A 16,874-nucleotide genomic window follows, 5' to 3' on the forward strand; every position below is an offset into this window, starting at 1 on the left:
TTTATACACAGGAGTAAATTGTGGTTAGTCGTACCATTCCTTTTACCGCATCCATTTTTGAATCACATCCTCGCCCTAAATCTGGACAGAGTCCAATTGTTAAGCGACGTGAAGGTGTGAAGTACCAGCAAGTAACATTCTATGCCAATACGATCTCTCTAGGCATCTCTAAGACGTTTAAAGGTCAGCGTTTTAATGAAGTGATTGGACACTGGCCTGAGATGAGCATTTCTACTTTTGACAAGATAGCCCGAGAGCGTGTCTCGAAGATTGAGCTTGGCTATTACAACAAAGCTGCATCCCTTTTAATCGGTGACTTCTTCATTGATTATGTTCTTCCAATGATGGAAAGCCGAAATCGAGATATCGAGAGTGTAAAAACACGTTGGCGTCGAGTGGCTCCATTCTTTGCACATCAAGCTTTAGGTGATGTCAGTAAGTTGCAGATTACGCAATTTCTTACCGAGCTATCTACTCAAGTTAAAGGTTCAACGGTAAACCGTCATTTATCCCTTCTATCGCGCATTTTTTCACTTGCTGTAGAGCTGGAGCTTTTGATTGTAAACCCGTGTAAGGGTATCAAGAAGTGGCCTGAAAACAATATACGTGACCGAGTTTTAAGTGACGATGAGTTACGTATCTATATTCGGGAAGCGATTCACATTAACAGCTTTCAGTCTAAGGCGCTGTTGTTCAGTTTGATTACGGGACTTCGCATCGGAAATGTCATTGATATCCGTCGAGAAATGCTGAGTGACGACCTTACACTGTTGACTCTGCCGATGACTAAAAATGGTAAGTCGTACCGTGTGATGCTTAATGAGCCAGCTCGAGAAGTATTAAAAAGCTGCGCAGAGTTGTCATGGAATGGGTGGATTTTTCCTTCTGCTGTGAAGGAGGGTGCGCATATAGCTTACCCTCGTAGTTGCCATGAGAAGATTCGCGATGTTGTGTTGCAGTCTACGGGAGGGAGTGAGTCTTTTAATATCCATGACTTACGCCGTACATACGCCAGTAGACAGTTGATGCTCACTGGTGATGCTCGATTAGTGCAGTCCAGCTTGTTTCACCAGAGTATTACAACGACTGAGCGATATGCTTTTCATCAACAATCTAAACTGGCTGAAGCGAGCCAAAGCACTGCCTTGTCTTTGTTGTCTGGCAATTCTGAATTACGTCTATAAGGAAAATGAAAAAATGAATGATGTTATCTTGACTAAACAAGACCTTGCTGAACGCCAAAAGCGTAGCTTAGAGTCTATTACTACAGCTTGTTCCCGTAACCCATCTTCGTTACCGCCTTTCTTTAAATTGGGGACTAACCGAAATAGCCCTATTCGTTTCCGGTTAAGTGATGTGATTGCTTGGGAAGATGAGCAGGCTGAGAAGCAGAAGAAACTGTTGGAAGAGCAAGAACGGAAGTTGGCTCCTCGTTGGTTAATCTAACTTAAGTTTGTAACGTACTAAAAACAAAGCCCAGAGTGCTATGCACTCTGGGCTTTGTTTATTTCAGGAGTTTTCATTGCGCAACGATTCGTGACCTGAAAATCGCATTTTTGTACCCCCAAAATGCGATGCCTTAAAAAAGCAGAATATTGGTATCCCAAGTTTGGGGCGGGAGGGCAACTGGATTGGTTCGTCCAACCAGATTGCTCTTTAACAATTCAAAATTTAGAAGGACACAGAAAAAATGAGCAATAACTCTCTATTCATTCGTACTAAGTTAGGTGTAGCAAATGTGTTTGGTGGTAAAACTGTTCTTCCGTCTGAAGATTTACTGCTTATTCTGGGTGCAAGAGGCAATCTAATCGTTGCTGAAACAGGTGAAGAGGCTGATGCATTGTTTAAACAGGTATCGAAGAAGATGAAGCCTGAGAAGAAAAAATGCTTCATGCTGGAAAGCGGTGGCTGGATTCATGCAGATACGGTTGGCGGTGCTTTCATCTCTCCAAAGTCGGGTGCATTGTTGATGACGGTGATAAACAGCGACAACTTGCTTGCTATGTTTACGCCTGAAGAATTCAGTGACCTCGAAGGTTTGCGTGACGCGATTACTGAAGCCTTGCTGACGTACAGCGAGGGTAATGACCTACCTATGATTACTTGGTCAGATTTTAAGTAATTATCATTGTAAACCTTGCAAAAAGACGCCTTAGGGCGTCTTTTTGCGTTTCTGGAGAGTAGTTATATGAACGAAAAATATGATTGGTTAGAGCAAGCTTCTGACTTAAGCATGGACAACCTAGCAACATCCGGTTGGACTGAGGAAGAAGCGGTAAGTGCTTGGGGTGAAGCTCAACCGAGTGAGCCTGCTTCTTTTGATGGCGTAAAGCGCAAAGCTAAATCCATAGTGCTCCGCAAACCCAAAAAGAAGAAGCAAACCAAGCGTAAAAAGCGAAAGGCAACACCGTTCTTTGAACGCCCCGTGATAGCGATGGATACTGAGTATGTGGAGTCTGAATGCGGAACTTACAACCGTATCTTGAGTTACCAATTTGCTGTTCTTTTCGAGGGTAAGTTATCAACGATTATCTTGTTCCCTGAATCGACAAAAAAATCGGGACGACTAGCACTGGACAGATGCTTGGTTCAGGCTATCGAAAAAGCGATGGATGATAAAGTGCTTGATAAGTGGCCGACTGACATCATTTTGTGTGCTCATTGGCTATCGGCTGATTTGTTTAACTTCAGCCAAGCCTTTGATCAGTTAAAGACCCACGTAAAAGGTCTACGCAAGACGGTAGCAAGCCTTGATGACGTATACGGACTGGAACTTGATAAAGTCATGTCTCGACGTATCGACAAAGAACCACTACAGGCTTACTCGAAGTCTGGTAACAAGAAAACACTCTTCATCACTTTCTATGACACCATGCTTTTATCGCCTAATGGCTCATCTCTCTCATCCCTCTCATCCGTAGGTGACCTACTGTCTATACCCAAAGTTGAAATTCCAGAGCCGTATTCCATCTCCCGGATGGATGAGTTTCTGGAAGCACAACCGGAGAAATTCGCTGAGTATGCAATTACTGATTCAATTATCAGTGCTCGTCATTTCGAGCGTGTTTCTTCCTTCTGTCAAAATACACTCGGTCTAAATTCGGTTCCTTTTACTATTGGTGGTATCGCCGTTAAAGCCTTTGTGAATAGCTTAGAGGATAAGCGCGGTTATCGTGGTTTGTTTGGCTTTGAGAAGGTGACTAAAGAAGTGTGGCCTTCTGACCGAAGTAAACCGCTAACGATAACTCGTGATGTGCCTGCAACGGCTCGTATGACGTTGGAAAACTTTGCTACCCAGTGTTACCACGGTGGTCGCAACGAGTCATTTATTGCTGGCCCGACAGATATTGATACATGGCGTGATTACGATGTTCCATCATGTTATTCGGCGATTACGCTTGGTTTACGCGAGTTAGATTACGACCAGATGTACATGACCAAAGATCTTAATGATCTGTTAGGAGATAAGTGTGCTCTGGCGTGGGTGGAATTCACTTTTCCCTCGACCTGTCGCTTCCCAAGTTTAGCCGTTCGATCTGAGTATGGATTGATATTTCCGCTATCGGGTGAGACGCATTGTACAGGTCATGAGCTTGAAGTCGCTTACAACCAAGGTGCGGAAATCACCATCAAGCAAGCGTTTGTAGTGCCATGGAAGAATGATGTTCGTATTTTCGAGCCTTTTATGAAATGGGGGCGGGAGCGTCGCAAGTCATTTGTTAAAGGTAGTTTTGATGAAAAACTAACCAAGGAAATGTTAAATAGTTGTTATGGAAAGTTGGCGCAGTCACTTCGTCCGAAGAACTCGTTTGATATCCAAGCTGGATACTCGAAGCAATTACCGCCATCTACTTTGACTAATCCCTTCTTTGCTGCCTATACCACTGGACTTGCAAGAGCCTTGTTGGGGGAAATGCTTCATAACATCCCCGATGACAAGGTTGTTGTATCAGTGACTACCGACGGCTTCCTGACTAATGCTGAACTGCATGAAATAGACTTAAAAGGTCCTATTTGTCAGCGGTTCCGAGAGCTCTACCACCGTATAGACCCAACTGGTGGTGAAGTACTGGAACTCAAGCATCAAGCGAAGCAACTGATCGGTGCTAAGACTCGTGCTCAGTACACGGTTATCGAAAGTGAAGGTTTTGAGCCGATACTTGCGAAAGGTAGCGTTAAGGTTGATCCGATGGTTACTGACCAAAGTGCTTATATGGTGAACAAGTATCTTACCCGTAAGCCCGGCGATAAAGTTGATGGTAGTTACCTGACACCGAACCGAATGCGCTTTTTAGAGCACAAGGATTTGATGCTAGAGAAGCGGTCTATCTACCAGAACATGGAGTTCGATCAGAAGCGACAGCTTCTAAATCCGGTAATGGTTGACGTGAAAGGACGGAGTCATATCGCGCTTGAAACCAAACCACACAAGTCGTTGGATGAGATGCTGTTTACAAGATTGCGCTTTGATCACTGGCGGAAGGCGCATTGTCTTAAAACGTCTGAGGATTGGTATGACTGGCAAGACCGCTTGGTAATGGCTGAGACCGCTAGTAATCAAAATTTGCGTTTAAAGGCTAAGGAGGCCTCTGACAGTTTGATGGCACGCTTATTCTTGCGTTTCTACGCGCATGAAAAAAGCGGTATGAGTAAGAAACAGATTACCGCCAAAGCGTTAGCTGAGTGGATGACCGATATTGGCTATCCAACCAAAGCGACCGCTGTTCGTAGTGCTAAGAACGCCAAATTGATTGAAGGCGCTGTACCGATGACAGAGCTGACCATCAACTTAGCTCGCTTAATAGTCTCGAAGTTTCCTGACTTCGAAGTTGAAATCCTCTTCAACCCTGAATCTCGTTCCTCACTACGAGAAGCTCTCAACGCACGTTGAGATCGTAAATGTTGACCTATCAAAAGCCCTTATATCAATGGGCCTTTTTACCAATCAACCATTGCACCGTTGGGGGTATAAGAAGCCCAACCTCACACGCAATGACATTTATTCAAATTCACAGCCGTCATTCCGGCGGCTAACTCAATAAAATTTAAGGAGCATTATTATGTCTAATCAAAAATTTAACTTTTACGCATCGGTAAACAACAACAAAGCTCGTATCGTAAAAACATGGACTGAATGTGAGAAAATTATTGCTAACCCCGGTGGTAAGAAGAAGGGGGCTTACACCTACAAACAGGCCGAAGAATACTTGCAGGAGTTGGTGTCTGAACGTGATGCTCGCCTTGAGCACAGTAAGCCTAAAAGAAATCGATACAGTAATTCTCGACCAAAAGAAGATTTAAGCTTCTTGAGTGCTTTCACAGCAAGACCTACGAAAAAGACCATTACCTGTAAGCTTGGTGTTGGCGGTAAGGGTTCGACGGTTTCGGTTGTAGGTGGTGACACGCAAATATTTGAAGTTAAGAAGTCTACAGTTTCGGCAATGCGCTACCAGCTCTGTATGCACACACTAAACATCGCTAAAAGTTTGTTAGATCAGGAGGTGAGTTCTATCGAGATTAAAGGGATGGATGCCGCGACGATAAAAACCCTCACTGAATGGGCACCTAAATGGAAGCAACAGAACTGGGTGAAACCTAACGGACAGCCGAGACCGAACGCCGAACTCGTACGCGACATGCTGGCGTTGTATGAGCAGATTAAATCTAAGGTCAGCTTCGGCGAAGGTATGGCTCAAAAAGCTCCTGTAGACGGTGATGCACCGTTTTAAGACCTACTTCGAGTAGTGTGACCATGCAGAGGTCGTCTGGCTTGTCCAGGCGGCCTCTGTGTGGTTTTAGATTTAACAAATTGAAAAGAGATAACAATATGAAAAATATCTATGAAATTGATGGGGTTGAGTTCCCTTCCCGCACCGCTGCTGCGCGTCACTATGGCTTGAACCCTAAACTGGTCAACGAACGCATAACCAAGTTCGGTTGGACGCTAGAGCAAGCTCTTGAACTGGAAGCGCGCCCTAAAGGCGACTACAGCAAGAAAGTTGCTATAGACGGCACCGAGTACTCAAGTATGCGCCAAGCGGCTAGAGAGCTAGGTGTGGCGCAAAGTACGCTAATGAACCGCATAAAAGCTGGCATATCTGTAGAGGAAGCACTATCGACTCCTCAGTCCGACCGAGAGAAGCTAAAAGTTCAGTCCAAACCAATGTTTTACCAAGGAAAGCTCTATCCGTCTGCGCGCCATTTGTTGCTTGCTAACCCTGCGCTGGTTGCTGGTGGTGATTTGGGTAAGGCCGTTACCTCGTTGAATGATAAGGCTCGCCGAGCTAAGAATCATGGTGAGGTTTTGAATCTGTCGTTGGATCAAGTTACTGCTGAATATGGCTTAGCGAAAATTGGGTTTGCTGATGAGTTTGATGGTTTTGTTGTACAGTTAGTTGAGCAAGTTGGTGACGCGGCTTTGACCGAGCTGTTCTACGAGCTGAAGTAGTCCGAATTGGCTTTCTGAAGGGAGTAGTTGCGTTGAGTGACTGCTCCCTTTTTGTTGGGTGCTATTCGTGCTGGTGGTTTTGTTGTCGGATTCTAGCTTGGATGGCTAGGTAGTAGCGCAAGACTGTCTGGGATACCGAGTCTTAGTATATTGATTACGCACTGGAAAACATCCATTCAGTTTGGTTTCTCAAGAATCTGATAGATGGAATCAAATTCGGGTTGGTGAGCACACGTAGTTGGTGCTTGCGCTAAGTTGGTTTTGCCCCTTTACGCCTTAGTGAGATTACTCATCAACGGGTGACGCTGCTGAGTTTGTGATACCTGTAGTTACAGCAGGAGCCAGAACAGCGATGCACGTAATCTTCCAAAAGTGTGCAAAAATGTGTTTTGACCGGCAAATATCGCTTGAATCGTTATGCACCTTCAGTGTTTTCTATAACTTGAATTATGGCAGTCTCAATTTTTCATACGAGTCTGCTTCTTTCTACTGAATGACTTACCTAACGTCAACATGTCACGTTTTCAACAAGTGGCATTTCGACAAATTCTTGACAAGAGCTTTATTCCTAGTTTCACGATCAAGCCATCGGCTGGCTTAAGAGGAGGATCGTTAATCTGCGTGCAGGTGTAACTGCCTCATTTTATAGGATGTTTCGAGACGTACTGCCCTTTGCACTAGAGAGCATCATCACAATTCATCAAGGTAATAGGATAATTTGTTCATTTTTCACACAGAATACAATAGTGTACTAATTGTATATGTCCATTGGATAGGTAGAAATATGAAAAGCATTCATGAACTTAGTTTTGGCAAAAGAGATGCTGTTGCATACAAAACACCTAAAGAGAAGTCTCTATTTGAAAGCATATTTGTAGCTGATAAACATCTAGATGAACTGTGTTCATCAAGCAACTACTTTTTGACCGGTGATAAGGGGACAGGGAAAACTGCCTATGCCAAATTCATTTCCGAGGTGGGTTATTGCGGCTTTACAGGGAACCTAGTTTCTATGGAGGATACGGATTACCGTCGTTTTATAGAGCTCAAAAACAAAAAAAACTTGTCTTCTAGTGATTACTCTAATATTTGGAATGTAGTTCTATTATTGCTCGTTGCTAATGAGCTTGCCACTAAAGAAGGTGAAAATATATTTAAACACCTAAAATTCAAAAAATTGCATGATGCTATAGATGAGTTTTACTTTTCGTCTTTCAAGCCTGAAATACATAATGCGTTGGAGCTTGTAGAGTCATCTGCCGATGCTGCTAGCCAAATGTACAGTAATATTTCTGCTTCGGAAAACTCAAGAACTCCTATGTTTAAAGATGATATGACCAAGAGAAATATGATGTATATCATTAAGCAATTTGAAGATGCAATAAAAAGTACTTCGTTAGAAAAAAAACACATTCTTTTTATAGATGGCATTGATGTTCGCCCAGACTTTATTTCTTATGAAGAATATCTTGAGTGTGTAAAAGGATTATCAAACTCCATTTGGTACTTAAATACAAAAATATTTTCAGACCTTTTAGCTGATAATGTTAACATAAAAGTTGTTTTATTGATTAGACCAGACATATTAGACTCTGTAAGATTGCAAAATCTTAACAACAAAATGAATGATAATGTCGTATTATTAGATTGGAGAACAAGTTACAATGAGTATGAAAACTCTGTTATTTATGAGTTGGCAGATAGGATATTATCAAGTCAGCAAAGCAAAAATTATAATATTGGGGAGTGTTGGGAGCATTATTTCCCATTTAGCTCACAATATAATAGGAATAAAGATAAGTCATTTGTAGAATTTCTTAGGTATTCTTTTAGTCGTCCTAGAGATATCATCGCTATGATGGAATGCATGAAATCAATACGAACAAGAAATGGTGATAGTAATAATTGTTCAAGTTTTTCTCTTGAAGATTTTAAGCGAGCTACTCCAGACTTTTCTAACTATTTATTGGGAGAAATTAAAGATTATTTGTCATTTTATTACAAAGAGGATGATTTCGATACATTTAGGAAATTTTTTGATTATTTGAGTGAGCAGCAACATGGTCGGGGAACAGATTTTACTCCAGAGCAATTTAACGAGGCTTTTGATAGATTTAGTGACTACTTAGCTAAAAATATCATGGAGAAACCCGTCATTTTCAATACTGCGGATACGCTTTTACAGTTTTTATACGAACTTAATATTATCTGTTATGAAGATGGTAAGTTAAGGAGTGGCAATACGAAGTATTGCTGGTGTTACAAGGAAAGAAATTACGCTAATATGAGACCAAAAGTTAAATTTAGCTATGAATATCGTGTCCACTATGGAATAGGAAGGGCACTAGGTTTAATTAAGAATAATTTTTAAGGTTATACAGTGAAACCAAAGTCAGATAATTTATTCCACTTTACTAGTGATTTGGATGTTTTGAAGGCTATACTTTCATGTAAAAGTATTAATCCAAGGTTCTGTTTAGAAGATTTAAGGTGGTTCTTTGGGAAAGGCAAAGAGGAATATTACGCGTTCCCTATGAGCTGTTTTTGTGATATTCCTTTAACTAGATTAAATGATCATACCAACTTTTACGGAAATTATGGTATCGGTCTAACGAAAGAATGGGGAGTAAGAAATGGGCTTCATCCTGTAATTTATTGCCCTCCAGAAAGCAATATTCAAAAAGCAGTTTATGATATGCTAAACTTTGATCCAAAAGGTCATAATGAATCTGATACATATTATATGAATTTTTTTAGACTGCTATCATTAATAAAACCGATTAGCGGTACTATGAACATAAAAGGCAAAATTGAGTCGAAGGAATTTTATCAGGAAAATGAATGGCGTTATGTTCCTCCATCACACAAATACCTTAATCAAGTAGAATTCGAAGACAAGCGAGATAAGTTCAATTCAGAGATGGAAAGTTTTGGCTTGCTCTTTGAGCCAAGTGATATTCGTTACATTTTTGTTGAAAAGGATAGTGATATACCCGAGCTATTCGACTTTCTCAGCATAGAGATGGGAGGATTTTCAATGAAGGAAGTTAAAATTCTTCAGAGCCGTATAACTTCACTAGAAACGTTAAGAATTGATCTGTAAGTTAATTGATATGGAATATTCCTATATTAGAGAATGATGTGACGAATGCTTTAGCTCAAAAAATGTCAAACAATCGATAGCTGCCTATGGGCTTATTTTTCCCTAGGCAAGTACTGTTAAAATAATCGGATGGATAGAAACCACGCTATTAGAGCAGTTCATAAATATTGTTTTGAGGTTTTTGGCTCATTTGGGGTGGGAACATTTCTGAACCTTGACTTAGTTTTGAATTTTTTATGAAAAATGTTGCATGAAGTGAATTTGATACAACAGATCTAGGATGAACGAAAATGTCCAATTTCTTGTAAATCGACCACCGCAGGCAACGGTGGTCTTTGACTTTTTGGGATACGAGAAGTTATCTGAAAGCGAGTTTTGGGGCGATTCACGCTAACGAGCTTTTGTCCAGAAACGTGTTACAAAGGGTGGTCTAGTGTGTGCACCGTTTTAAATCTGTGCTCGACGCGTGCTAAAAAGATCCAATGAAACCCTATTTCATGGTCCTTGATATCCAAAAAAATCCTCTTAAATGCAAGTAATTACAAGAGCTTGAGAGGAATTCAAAATCCGTTTCCTTCGGGAGTGGCGGTTCAAGTCCGCCCATCGGTACCATTATTCAGAGAGGTCGCTTATCAAAGCGGCCTTTCGTCGTTTTGAGGTTTTGAAAAACAAAAAGAGCACCTTTGTGCTCTTTCGTTTCAGCGACAGGTTAATGGATTATTTGGCTGTGATGACGGCCATGACTAACTTGCCGTCCTCTCGAATCGGGCCGTCCGCTTTAGCACCCAAGGTATATTCGAACACACCCGTTTTCATTCCGCCAGCTTCGCCATGAAGCATCAACATCAGCATGTCGCCCGCTTTAACCGGTTCGGTCAAAATCGCTGAGACTGCCTGATTACTTCCTTTCTTCACTGGCGCATAGCCAACGACCGGGCCGGGTTTCATGTTGCTGTCGGTACGATGAACGACCATCCAGCCATTTTCTCCTGCCATGATCATATCGGCAGTGACGGTCCCTCCGGACACATCCTGATCGGTGCCTTTGACGCTGAGATGGTGTCCTGCCCAAGCGAATGAAGAGGCACCGATAAGTGATAAGGTAAGACACAGATTTTTGGCTGAACTGAGTAAATGATTTTTCATAATGATTTTCCGTTGCAGAGTAAGATGTTTGTGTTTGTCAGCGTTACATCTACCAACAGCTTACTCATACGGACGGGGTATGATTTTGGTTGCATTGATTTTTATTTTGGATTGGTTTTTGTGAGAATAGAGTAGAAAATGGCTGATGCTTCTGATTGATTTTATTCGCTAATTAGTATGAATGGCGAAGTGTAAGCAAATGTTAACCAGTTCAGTTTTAGAACAGTGGCCTGCGGCCGAATTGATTTTATTTGCTTATGTTCATGAGACCAAAATAGTGCAGAGCAATCTGCGATTGAACACTTCCGGTGCAGTGAATGTTCGCTTCTGGCGAGACGCAGCCCTCTTTGCCTTGTGGTAAATGGGATTGGTTAAAAGTTGGCTGAGTGGTCAGCTTTTTGCTTAACCCCATCACACTGATCCAACATTCCTTTCGCAACAAGGGAAATACGTGGATAGAGAGACAATCAAGGAGAGAGTATGTCACTGCCCATTATCGATATTTCAGCCCTACATTCCGCTAATCGCCAAGATTGGCAGCCAGTGATTGACCAGATCGACAGTGCTTGTCGTGAGTTAGGATTTTTCTACGTTGTCGGGCATGGCATTCCCCAGCAACAGTTTGACCATATTGAGTCGATGGCTGGAAAACTATTTGCTCTACCGGAGGCAGAAAAGCAGCGGTTATCGATCGAAAAAAGCAGTAACCATCGTGGCTGGGGCCGATTAAATGCGGAGAAGTTAGACCCCAAGGGAGCGTTAGATTGCAAAGAGTCTTTCGACATGGCGCTGGATTTATCGCCGTATCATTCTCAGGTCGCCCGCTGCCCAGAACTTTACGGGCCCAACCAGTATCCGAATATCGAAGGATTTACACAGGCGATGATTCAGCATTATTCACTGACGCTGGATGTTGGGTTGAGGCTCCTCAAGGCGATGGCGATTGCGCTCAAAGAGCCGGAGGATTTCTTCACTCGGTATTTTACCTTGCCGATTTCTGTGCTGCGCATGCTGCACTATCCAAGCCAGATGAAAGAGACCAATGGTGCGGGTGCTCATACTGACTATGGCTGTATTACGTTGCTCTATCAGGATTCGAGCGGTGGCCTTCAGGTGTTGAACAAGCAAGATGAATGGATAGATGCGCCGCCCGTTGCAGGAAGCTTTGTGGTTAATATTGGCGATTTGATGCAGCGTTGGACGAATGATATTTACCGCTCGACCAAACATCGGGTGGCGAGTCCGACCACAGGCCGCACGCGTTTCTCGATGCCTTTCTTTGTTGAACCCGATTTTGATACACCAATCGAAACACTCTCTTCGTGTTTAGCTGAACGGCCAGAGCAGGGGGGGTATCCGTTCATTACTGCAGGGGACTGGATTTTATCGCGCTTTGCGGACACCTACTCTTACCGCCGGGAAGAGGAAAGCCTCACGGTTTAAATACTATCAATATCGTGGCAGCGACGTTGGTATGTCGTTGCCCGGCAAGATATCAGCATTATTCACTGTTCGAATTGCCACCGTACTCACTTTATATGCCACTGGTTTAGCTATAGTTAAATCAAGTTCCGTCAACATACGAGGCGTTAAGCCTGTCTGCCGTCGGTCAAGAGGTGAGTGTATGCCAGAAAGTGACAGCCCGATTAAACCCGTGGTCACGAACGTCAGTTCCCCTGCTCGTTTTGTGCCACTGCATTGGACGCTGGATATAGAAAACCAGACGTTTAACCACTATGCCGATCAAGTGAATGACCTGATGGCGCCGTTGTTGGCGTTTTCGGCATTGGAACAATGGTTAGCGCTGTTTGATCTGCAGGCTCGTGAGCAGGCGGAGCAATTGATCGAACAGGTACTCACGCAGGGAGATAAACGTGCGCTGAACGCTGTCTTGCGTTTGTCTCCCGATCGCGCCGTCTACGTGGTGTTTAGCGTTGAGCGTCTATCCAAACAGTTGCTGCAAGGGGACATTCAACCCATCTTTGAACTGACTCAGGTCGAGCAGGCGATTCACTGGTTGGAAGCACTGCTCAATCATTCAGCCGCAGGGCTATTGATCACCAACCGGGAACACAAGGTGATGGGATGCAATTCGGCCTTTGAACGTTTTACCGGTTTTCAGCAGAGTGATCTTCTGGGGCTGAGCAGCCTCTGGTTGTTTGAAGAAAGCACCGATATTACGGGGACCTCACAACCCCGAGTGTCCATCAAACATACATCGGGGATTTCTCAGGCCTATCACCATCAATCAATCCGCTTAATGGACAACGATGATCACTCCGTTGTGCTCAGTCTGTTTTCTCTGGTCGAATCCGCGCCTGCACTCAGTGCGTGTCCCGTGATGGATAAAGCGGCGTTCATTGCTCAGTTCGAAAGCCTGCATCAAAACCGAATGATGAACGATCTGTATGTGGTGATGACGCTCAGCGTGCAACAGGTGAATGGGGCTCAGCTCTCGATGTTGCTGGATGTGATGCCCAGACTGAAAGAGTGTCGTCTGTTTGGCAAAATCCGTGACGATCTTTATCTATTGTGTGTCACTTGTCCGCTCCCGATGATGGGGGATCCATTTCGTTATATTCATGCGCGTATCCGTGGTTTTTTCCAGGAGCTGAAGCAGGCGAGTGCCGAAACACATCGCACCTGCATTCAAGGCAAAATTGGCATATCGGTGCTGGGGCTTGATGCCCACACGGCCAGAATGGCGGTGACCCATTCGGTTCAGGCGATTCTGGAACAAGGTGAGGAAGGGGAGGCGCAGCGGATCCGCTTCTTTGATACTCAATTACATCGGCAGATCAAAAAACGCCGCTTACTGGAAGAGTTGGTAACGGACGCGATTCGCAATCAGTCGCTGCTGGTGGAGTTTCAGCCCATTATTGATACCCGATTGGGGCAAGTCATGAGTTATGAAGCGCTGTGCCGTTTTCCTCTTCCAGCAGCGCTGGAAGTCAGCAACAGTGAGTTGATCAGTATTGCCGAAGATTTGGATCTGATCTCCGAGTTGGATTTGCAGGTGCAACAACAAGCGTTGCGTCAGTGGCCGATATTGCAGGCACAGCATGAGCATCCTATCTGGTTGACTGTAAATATCTCGCCAAATACCCGCCAGGGCTTACCTGCGCTGATTCAATGTTTACGCCAGTTAATGGCGAGTGAACAGGTGCCCGCAGAGCGAATCATCATCGACATTACTCAGGCGAAGTATCATTCTCAGGCTCTGGTCCGATCCGATGCGCTGCAAGAGCTGCGTCAACTCGGTGTGCAGATCGCCATTGACGATATGGGTACGGATTATTCATTGTTCGACCATCTGTCAGCTTCAGACTTCGATTATCTGAAGATCAGTCGTAGTTGCATCGATGGCCTGGGAAACCAAACCAACCGATATCAAGTGATCAAAATGCTGGTGGAAATGTGCCACTCACTGGGCGTCAAAGTGATTGCTGAAGGAGTGGAAAGTGAGGAAGAAGCACAGTTGTTGGCGTTTGGTCGTCTTGACTATCTGCAAGGATTCTATTTTGCCAAGCCATTGGCGATCGATGATCTGTTGGCATTTATCGAGAGTACGTTGCCACAACGACTGCAATTGATCGCGCCCCAAGAGGAGAGCCTGTCGGCAAGCAGTTTGATGAGCTTACATCATGCCCACAGCCCACGGCTGGACCCGGGAGATCCCATCTCTCTCGCTTATCAGTATTTCCAGTCGGCGGATGTGGAAGTGCTGCCTGTGATCATTGATCAGGAATGCGTTGGGTTGGTGGACCGGGCAAGGCTGAATCTGCATCTCACGCCGGGAATGGGGTCAGAGCTGGAAACCATGAAAGAAGCGTCGATGTGGCATCGCCCGGTCAATCAAGTCATGGAGCTGACGTTTACGAGCATTGATGTTGCTATCGATGTTTCGCAAATTCCATTGCTGATTCGAGAACATCATCTCGGTTTTCCTTGGATCCTTACCAAAGGAAAAATCTATAAAGGCATTTTGACTCAAAGCGTTATTTTGCAATATCTGGTGGAACAGCCACAAAGTGTCGATTTTATGATTTGAGCCAATGCGGGAAGGATTGCCGGGATCGTCTATGCTTCAAGAAAGATAGACGGAGGTGGGTATGTTCAACCTGACACCTTATTTATTCTTTTCCGGGCGCTGCGAACAGGCTCTAGAGTTCTACTGTTGGTGTTTTGATGGTCACGTGCTGATCAAACGTCACTTCTATGAATCTCCTCAATATATAGAAGGCGTCGATCCGAATTGGGTCATGCATGCGGAGTTGGTAACACAGCATATGAAGTTGATGCTGTCAGACGGTATCGCCGCTCAGGAATTGAAAGACAATCAGATTGCGCTGCTGGTGGTCATGGATGATTTGGATCAGCAAGTCATCCTGTGTGATCGCTTAGCAGAAGGTGGAAAAGTGATGATGCCATTGGCGGATACCTTCTGGGGAACACGCTGTGCCAAAATAGAAGACCAGTTCGGTATTCGTTGGATAATCAATTGTGAGTTTTGTTGACAGGCGTGAAACAGGTCATAAGGTTATCAATAAGAACAGGGTTGCATTAATGATCTTATGCGCAACTTCTTCTAAAATAATCAAAATTTACAAGTAAAGGTGTTGGTAAATTGTGGCGAGCATAAAGATCACGGTAGATAGGCTGCAACCTGGCTTACATATTCGTTTGCCAGTGAAATGGAATGAGCATCCCTTTTTGTTGAATAGCTTCAAGATTAAAACCGAAGAACAGATCAAGCTGATCAAGCATCTGGGGATTCAGCACGTCTTTTTGAATCCGGCGCAGAGCGATACGACACCGCTACCGCCCAATACGGTCAGCAGTGATAACAATACAGAGACAGAAGAGTCTAATGCCGCGATAAATGACGAAGCGGATAAGCTATGGCAGGAAAAGCAGAAGCGCATTGAAAAGCTCAGTGCGTATCGCCGCCGAGTCATCAGCTGTGAAAAAGAATTCGAACGCTCGCTGGCTCGCATGCGCGCGGTGATGAACAAAATTCGTAACCGCCCACAGGATGCGGTTGATGAAGCCGCGCAACTGGTCGAAGACATTGTCGAAAAGTTACTCAGTGATGACAGCGTTACGCTTCATCTGATGAACAGCAAAAGTGAATTCGAAGACATCTACTTCCACTCGCTCAACGTGTCGGTTATCGCGATGATGATTGGTAAAGCCAAAGGCTACCCGGCAGACAAAATCAAAGAGCTGGCATTCGCGTCGCTGTTTCATGATATCGGCAAGATTCGCGTACCTAGCGCCATTGTACGTAAGCAAACGCCACTCAGTGAGCCGGAAAAAAACTATCTTAAGCTGCACACCAAGTACGGAGCCGAAATCGCTGGGAATATTCAACACTTTCCACCGAGTGCGATGAGGGTCATCGAACAGCATCACGAGCTCAACGATGGTTCCGGCTATCCGCTTGGATTAAAAGAAGAGGATATTGATGAACTGGCGCAAGTAGTAGCCGTGGCGAATGCCTTTGATAACTTGTGCCATCCGAACATTCCATCAGAGCAGAAGATTCCGTATGTGGCGCTTTCCCACTTATATAAGAACTGCAAACACCTCTATAACCATGACAACCTTAATATCCTGGTGAAGTTCATGGGGGTGTTTCCACCAGGAACGGTCGTCCAGCTTTCCAACGACATGATTGGGCTGGTGATCTCGGTGAACGCGCGCAGTCTGCTGTTTCCGAATGTTCTTATCTACGATCCGTCCGTTCCTCGAACGCAGGCACCGATTATCGATCTGGCAGATAAGGACATTAAAATCGTCAGTGCGATTCTGCCAAACAAATTACCGGATAAGATTCGTGAGTATCTCAACCCGCGTTCGAGAATATCTTACTTCTTTGACAGTGATGACTAGTTATCCACAAGTTTTTGTGAGTAAAGTGTGGTCATGCTGAAGATAAGATCTGCATAAAAAGGTGTTCGTTTGATTATTGGTCAAACGAACGTTTTTTTATAAAAAAATGCCTTTTTGTGCTTGCCAACTTTAAGCAACTCTCTATAATGCCGCCTCACTGACACGGCAGACGCCACAAGGCTTCAGCGGTTGTCATCGAGGTGAAAGCTTCTGAAAAAGAAAATTGAAAAAAGTGTTTGACACTCTCAGTTATCTCGCTAGAATGCACCTCCGCTTCGAGAA

Annotated in this window: 13 protein-coding genes; 12 read left to right on the forward strand and 1 reads right to left on the reverse strand. The window is 44.1% G+C overall.

Annotated elements, in window-relative coordinates:
- The first annotated feature begins 20 nt into the window (after positions 1-20).
- From JIG40_RS11960 to JIG40_RS11995, 8 genes are all read left to right on the forward strand, one after another.
- Positions 21-1,184 carry a site-specific integrase gene (locus JIG40_RS11960; RefSeq protein ID WP_020329573.1) on the forward strand — a complete coding sequence of 388 codons (1,164 nt, stop codon included), beginning with the start codon at positions 21-23 and terminating at the stop codon, positions 1,182-1,184.
- Positions 1,185-1,197: 13 nt separating this feature from the next.
- On the forward strand, positions 1,198-1,446 hold the full coding sequence (locus JIG40_RS11965; RefSeq protein WP_020329574.1) for a hypothetical protein: 249 nt from the start codon (positions 1,198-1,200) through the stop codon (positions 1,444-1,446).
- A gap of 244 nt (positions 1,447-1,690) precedes the next feature.
- A complete protein-coding gene (locus tag JIG40_RS11970) occupies positions 1,691-2,122 on the forward strand; it encodes a hypothetical protein (protein ID WP_020329575.1) in 432 nt (143 codons plus the stop codon).
- A gap of 66 nt (positions 2,123-2,188) precedes the next feature.
- Positions 2,189-4,891 carry a hypothetical protein gene (locus tag JIG40_RS11975; protein WP_020329576.1) on the forward strand — a complete coding sequence of 901 codons (2,703 nt, stop codon included), beginning with the start codon at positions 2,189-2,191 and terminating at the stop codon, positions 4,889-4,891.
- Between the two features lie 169 nt (positions 4,892-5,060).
- On the forward strand, positions 5,061-5,729 hold the full coding sequence (locus tag JIG40_RS11980; RefSeq protein ID WP_020329577.1) for a hypothetical protein: 669 nt from the start codon (positions 5,061-5,063) through the stop codon (positions 5,727-5,729).
- Positions 5,730-5,827: 98 nt separating this feature from the next.
- Entirely contained in the window at positions 5,828-6,448 is a 621-nt protein-coding gene (locus JIG40_RS11985; protein WP_020329578.1) for a LysR family transcriptional regulator, read from the forward strand.
- Positions 6,449-7,232: 784 nt separating this feature from the next.
- Entirely contained in the window at positions 7,233-8,819 is a 1,587-nt protein-coding gene (locus tag JIG40_RS11990; RefSeq protein ID WP_038127917.1) for a hypothetical protein, read from the forward strand.
- 9 nt (positions 8,820-8,828) lie between these two features.
- Positions 8,829-9,551: an abortive infection system antitoxin AbiGi family protein gene (locus JIG40_RS11995; RefSeq protein WP_020329580.1), complete on the forward strand. Its 723-nt coding sequence runs from the start codon at positions 8,829-8,831 to the stop codon at positions 9,549-9,551.
- Positions 9,552-10,268: 717 nt separating this feature from the next.
- On the opposite strand, the gene JIG40_RS12000 is transcribed toward JIG40_RS11995, so the two are convergent.
- The gene (locus tag JIG40_RS12000; RefSeq protein ID WP_020329581.1) at positions 10,269-10,697 is read right to left on the reverse strand and encodes a hypothetical protein; all 429 of its coding nucleotides are present in this window, start codon (positions 10,695-10,697) and stop codon (positions 10,269-10,271) included.
- A gap of 480 nt (positions 10,698-11,177) precedes the next feature.
- On the opposite strand from JIG40_RS12000, the gene JIG40_RS12005 reads away from it, so the two are divergent.
- The 4 genes from JIG40_RS12005 (at position 11,178) to JIG40_RS12020 (ending at position 16,592) form a co-directional block, all read left to right on the forward strand.
- Positions 11,178-12,140, forward strand: coding sequence for a 2-oxoglutarate and iron-dependent oxygenase domain-containing protein (locus JIG40_RS12005; RefSeq protein WP_158151709.1), 963 nt, complete (start codon positions 11,178-11,180; stop codon positions 12,138-12,140).
- Between the two features lie 181 nt (positions 12,141-12,321).
- A complete protein-coding gene (locus JIG40_RS12010; protein ID WP_199465378.1) occupies positions 12,322-14,748 on the forward strand; it encodes an EAL domain-containing protein in 2,427 nt (808 codons plus the stop codon).
- A 61-nt stretch (positions 14,749-14,809) separates the two neighbouring features.
- The gene (locus JIG40_RS12015) at positions 14,810-15,214 is read left to right on the forward strand and encodes a VOC family protein (RefSeq protein WP_020329585.1); all 405 of its coding nucleotides are present in this window, start codon (positions 14,810-14,812) and stop codon (positions 15,212-15,214) included.
- A 112-nt stretch (positions 15,215-15,326) separates the two neighbouring features.
- A complete protein-coding gene (locus JIG40_RS12020) occupies positions 15,327-16,592 on the forward strand; it encodes an HD-GYP domain-containing protein (protein WP_100267632.1) in 1,266 nt (421 codons plus the stop codon).
- The last annotated feature ends 282 nt before the right edge of the window (positions 16,593-16,874 follow it).

It is taken from the genome of Vibrio sp. bablab_jr001, from assembly GCF_016464285.1.
Lineage (GTDB): Bacteria > Pseudomonadota > Gammaproteobacteria > Enterobacterales > Vibrionaceae > Vibrio > Vibrio fluvialis.